The following is a 5,049-nucleotide window of genomic DNA, read 5'->3' on the forward strand; positions in this document are numbered from 1 at the left end:
GGAGAGTTTGATCCTGGCTCAGAGTGAACGCTGGCGGCGTGCCTAATACATGCAAGTCGAACGATGAAGTCTCTAGCTTGCTAGAGATGGATTAGTGGCGCACGGGTGAGTAATGCATAGGTAACATGCCCTTTAGTCTAGGATAGCCACTGGAAACGGTGATTAATACTGGATATTCCCTATGGGGGAAAGAGGCTTTCAGTTAAGAATTCATCTTGTGGCAGATTTTGAGAGAGTGAGAACATTGCTTCAGTGCGGCGTATGCCAAATATGTCTCATTTGCAATGCCCTCACAACTTTCAAAATCTCCTCAAAATCCTGCAATTCTCGCACACGATTAGGTTGTGCGAAAATTCTAGGATTTATCGTCCAAAGCCGAATTTTTAACTGAAAGCTTTCGCTAAAGGATTGGCCTATGTCCTATCAGCTTGTTGGTGAGGTAATGGCTCACCAAGGCTATGACGGGTATCCGGCCTGAGAGGGTGAACGGACACACTGGAACTGAGACACGGTCCAGACTCCTACGGGAGGCAGCAGTAGGGAATATTGCTCAATGGGGGAAACCCTGAAGCAGCAACGCCGCGTGGAGGATGAAGGTTTTCGGATTGTAAACTCCTTTTGTTAGAGAAGATAATGACGGTATCTAACGAATAAGCACCGGCTAACTCCGTGCCAGCAGCCGCGGTAATACGGAGGGTGCAAGCGTTACTCGGAATCACTGGGCGTAAAGAGTGCGTAGGCGGGGTCATAAGTCAGATGTGAAATCCTATGGCTTAACCATAGAACTGCATTTGAAACTGTGACTCTAGAGTATGGGAGAGGTAGGTGGAATTCTTGGTGTAGGGGTAAAATCCGTAGAGATCAAGAGGAATACTCATTGCGAAGGCGACCTACTGGAACATTACTGACGCTGATGCACGAAAGCGTGGGGAGCAAACAGGATTAGATACCCTGGTAGTCCACGCCCTAAACGATGAATGCTAGTTGTTGCCCTGCTTGTCAGGGCAGTAATGCAGCTAACGCATTAAGCATTCCGCCTGGGGAGTACGGTCGCAAGATTAAAACTCAAAGGAATAGACGGGGACCCGCACAAGCGGTGGAGCATGTGGTTTAATTCGAAGATACGCGAAGAACCTTACCTAGGCTTGACATTGATAGAATCTGCTAGAGATAGCGGAGTGCCCTTTTAGGGAGCTTGAAAACAGGTGCTGCACGGCTGTCGTCAGCTCGTGTCGTGAGATGTTGGGTTAAGTCCCGCAACGAGCGCAACCCTCGTCCTTAGTTGCTAGCAGCTTGGCTGAGCACTCTAAGGAGACTGCCTTCGTAAGGAGGAGGAAGGTGAGGACGACGTCAAGTCATCATGGCCCTTACGCCTAGGGCTACACACGTGCTACAATGGGGTGCACAAAGAGGAGCAATACCGCGAGGTGGAGCAAATCTCTAAAACATCTCTCAGTTCGGATTGTAGTCTGCAACTCGACTACATGAAGCTGGAATCGCTAGTAATCGCAAATCAGCCATGTTGCGGTGAATACGTTCCCGGGTCTTGTACTCACCGCCCGTCACACCATGGGAGTTGTATTCGCCTTAAGTCGGGATACTAAATAGGTTACCGCCCACGGCGGATGCAGCGACTGGGGTGAAGTCGTAACAAGGTAACCGTAGGTGAACCTGCGGTTGGATCACCTCCTTTCATAGAGAATTTTGATTTTTAAAATATTATTCTGTTAACTTGCTTAGTTATCAGAGATTACTAGCTATTATTTTTTAGTTTATTTTTATCATAAAGGGGCTTATAGCTCAGGTGGTTAGAGCGCACCCCTGATAAGGGTGAGGTCGGAGGTTCAAGTCCTCCTAAGCCCACCATATTGATTAGACTCTGTGTAAAGAGATTTTTTAAGATTCCATTTATGCTTTAGGGATTAGCGCATCAAACTTTTACCTTTGAAGAAGTTTTAAACTATATAAGAAGTATAAAATATAAAAAGCTTCTATAAAAACTTCTTTGGTTGTGGATAAGCTTTTGCTTGTCAATTAACTTTACGAAAATCTATCGGGGAATTAGCTCAGCTGGGAGAGCGCCTGCTTTGCACGCAGGAGGTCAGCGGTTCGATCCCGCTATTCTCCACCAAAGGTTTCTAGCATTAAACCTTTAAAAGCCATTAAAGTATCGTCTATGATTCATACTATGATTACAATACAAAAAGTATAAAATATAAGTGTAAAGTCTATAAAAGTATGAGTATAAAGTATGATAATAATATGATAAAAGCTATAAACAAAGTATAAATGGAAACTTATAAGACTTAACAATAGATAAGACTCCTATAATGAGGAATATCCAAATGAATATAAAAATGCCAATATTTTTGTTTGATTATAAAGATATAGGCTTAGATATTTTTTCTTTCTCACATAAAATTGCTTCTTTCTATTATCATCAATTTGCATCAATTTGAACCAGATGTATTGGCTACATAAAAGAAAAATTGATTTTTTGCTTCATCATAACTTATTAAAACAACCTAAGAGTTATGCTATTGATATAGCTTCTTTGGATTTGTCGGAATTTTAATTTGCAAGAGGATATAAAAAGGCATTTAGATTCTTTTGTCTCTAAGAGAAAGCGTCTCATTTCAAAATATAAGATAACATTTCAAGGAAATCATAGCAAAAAGATTCCACTTACTAAAGCAATTGAGATTAAGAGAGTGCCAAGCACTCATTTTATTCAAACTTATGCTAATTCTTTAGAAACATCAGATTATAGACATTCTGCTAGAACATTTAAAGAATTGCCTGATGTATTATTTGATGAGAATCTCACTCAAATCATTCAATTTATTTTCTTAGAGATTAGAAGATTCAGTGTTTTTGATAGAGCACGATTGATTGTCCATCATGTTTTAATAGAATGTATTGAGGGTGAAAGTGCTACCAATTCACCAGAGGGTATTCATCAAGATGGTATGGATTTTATTATGTCTGCCTTTGTAAGAGAGCAAAAATATTTGTGGTGCTCAAAGTATTGTGTATGCAGAAGACAAAAAGAGTAAAATTTTCCAAACTACCCTAAAAGAAGGACAAGGCATTTTGCAAGTAGATAAAATTCTCCCTTATGGCATAAAGTTACAGAGTAAGCTAATCAATAGCAATCTTCCACTATGTAGCCTTTGCCTTTCGTGAGAGGTTGGGTTAAGTTCCGCAACGAGTGCAATCCTCATCCTTAGTTACTAGCAGCTAGTTGAGCACTCTAAGGAGACTGCCTTATGTAGCTTTCGCCTTATAGCAACCTTTGCTTTTAGGAGCAGTATTGGATTTGATAGAGAGATAATACAATGAAAATAGGAATCTTAGAATCAGAATTTATTATTTATAAGAGGGTGGAATACCCAAAGATAGATAAAAATATCTTTTGTCTTATTCAAGAAGTAGATGGTGTGAGTATCATTGCTGTTGCTAGTGAAGATAAAAGTAAATGCTACCCTCTTTTTAGAACGTTTTATTTAGACACATTTAAAGGCACTCTGCTATCTCTAGCAGATTCTATCAATGATTTGAATGAGAATGGAATCCTCTATGAAGCTTTAAGACCTCTCAAAGAAAATAACATTAGCGTGTTAGTAATATCCGCTTTCAATAGAGATTATATTTTTGTGGATAAAAGGTTTTTCAATCAAGCATTGAGTTTGATGAAGGGATAATAAAATCGATGTTGCTTTTCTTTAAAGGTTTCTTTCTTTCACTCTCGCTTATTTCTGCCATTGGCGCACAAAATGCCTTTATTATCAAACAGGGGATAAATAAGAATCATATTTTTATGGTGAGTGGGATTTGCTTTTTGTGTGATATAGTATTAATGCTTGTGGGAATCTTTGGTGTGGGAGAATTTTAGCCAAGAATAAAGTGTTGAATGTCTCTCTTGCGCTTATTGGTGCGTTGTTTGTCTTGTATTATGGGCTTGTCTCATTGAAAGCAGCCCTTTTTGCAGAATCATCACTCAAGCTTTCTTCACAGCACAAACCCTCAATGCAAAAAACCCTTTTACTCACCCTAGCGGTTACGTTTTTAAATCCACACGTGTATTTAGACACGGTTTTTGTGGTGGGAGCCTCTGCCTTGATGTTTAACTTTGAGGAAAAGATTATTTTTGCCTTTGGGGCTCTCACTGCGTCATTCCTCTGGTTTTTTGGCTTAGGATATGGTGCTTTGAGATTAAGTCAGGTGCTGGCAAAAATAACTAGAATTCTTGATTTTTTTATTGCTTTAATTATGTTTTTTGTGTTTTATTCTTTGATAGAGTATATTTTAAGGATTAATTAAGTTTTTTTATGTATAATTCTACTTCCATTTTTTTATTTGATATAAAAATAAAAGCAAAATGTGTTATTTGAAAATTTATTGTTAATAGCCAAATATATAAAGATTACAATATTTCTTGTTTATTTATAATTATAGATTGAACAAGGCAGTGATAAGTTAGAATATCTCATTAATAAGCTTTTAAGGGCAGATGGTGGATGCCTTGGGTGATAGAGGCGATGAAGGACGTACTAGACTGCGATAAGCCGCGGGGAGCTGTCAAGAAGCTTTGATCCGTGGATTTCCGAATGGGGCAACCCAATACCTAGCGATAGGTATTACCTTTAAGGGAGCGAACCTAGCGAAGTGAAACATCTCAGTAGCTAGAGGAAAAGAAATCAAAAGAGATTCCCCAAGTAGCGGCGAGCGAAAGGGGAAGAGGGCAAACCGAATGCTTGCATTCGGGGTTGTGGACTGCAATATCCACTTGAATAATGGAGCAGAAGTATGTGGAAAAATACATCATAGAGGGTGATAGTCCCGTATGCGAAGCATTATTCATAGGTAGCAGTATCCAGAGTAGGTCAGGACACGTGAAATCCGGACTGAAGCAGGGGAGACCACTCTCCAACCCTAAATACTCCTATCACACCGATAGCGAACCAGTACCGTGAGGGAAAGGTGAAAAGAACCGCAGTGAGCGGAGTGAAATAGAACCTGAAACCATCTGCCTACAATCATTCAGAG

At 39.7% G+C, this 5,049-nt stretch carries 4 protein-coding genes, 2 tRNA genes and 2 rRNA genes; all 8 read left to right on the forward strand.

The window, feature by feature from the left end; translation table 11 throughout:
• Nucleotides 1-1,693, forward strand: a 16S ribosomal RNA gene (locus tag CQA44_RS11165).
• 96 nt (nucleotides 1,694-1,789) lie between these two features.
• Nucleotides 1,790-1,866, forward strand: a tRNA-Ile gene (locus CQA44_RS11170).
• A 189-nt stretch (nucleotides 1,867-2,055) separates the two neighbouring features.
• Nucleotides 2,056-2,131, forward strand: a tRNA-Ala gene (locus tag CQA44_RS11175).
• Between the two features lie 445 nt (nucleotides 2,132-2,576).
• A complete protein-coding gene (locus tag CQA44_RS11180; RefSeq protein ID WP_181881892.1) occupies nucleotides 2,577-3,056 on the forward strand; it encodes a 2OG-Fe dioxygenase family protein in 480 nt (159 codons plus the stop codon).
• Between the two features lie 282 nt (nucleotides 3,057-3,338).
• A complete protein-coding gene (locus CQA44_RS11185) occupies nucleotides 3,339-3,704 on the forward strand; it encodes an ACT domain-containing protein (RefSeq protein WP_115547308.1) in 366 nt (121 codons plus the stop codon).
• 8 nt (nucleotides 3,705-3,712) lie between these two features.
• Nucleotides 3,713-3,895: a LysE family transporter gene (locus tag CQA44_RS13330; RefSeq protein ID WP_258865023.1), complete on the forward strand. Its 183-nt coding sequence runs from the start codon at nucleotides 3,713-3,715 to the stop codon at nucleotides 3,893-3,895.
• 11 nt (nucleotides 3,896-3,906) lie between these two features.
• Nucleotides 3,907-4,323, forward strand: coding sequence for a LysE/ArgO family amino acid transporter (locus CQA44_RS11190; protein ID WP_258865024.1), 417 nt, complete (start codon nucleotides 3,907-3,909; stop codon nucleotides 4,321-4,323).
• A 170-nt stretch (nucleotides 4,324-4,493) separates the two neighbouring features.
• Nucleotides 4,494-5,049: ribosomal RNA gene (locus tag CQA44_RS11195) — 23S ribosomal RNA — on the forward strand; the annotation flags it as partial.

The organism is Helicobacter sp. MIT 14-3879, from assembly GCF_003364125.1.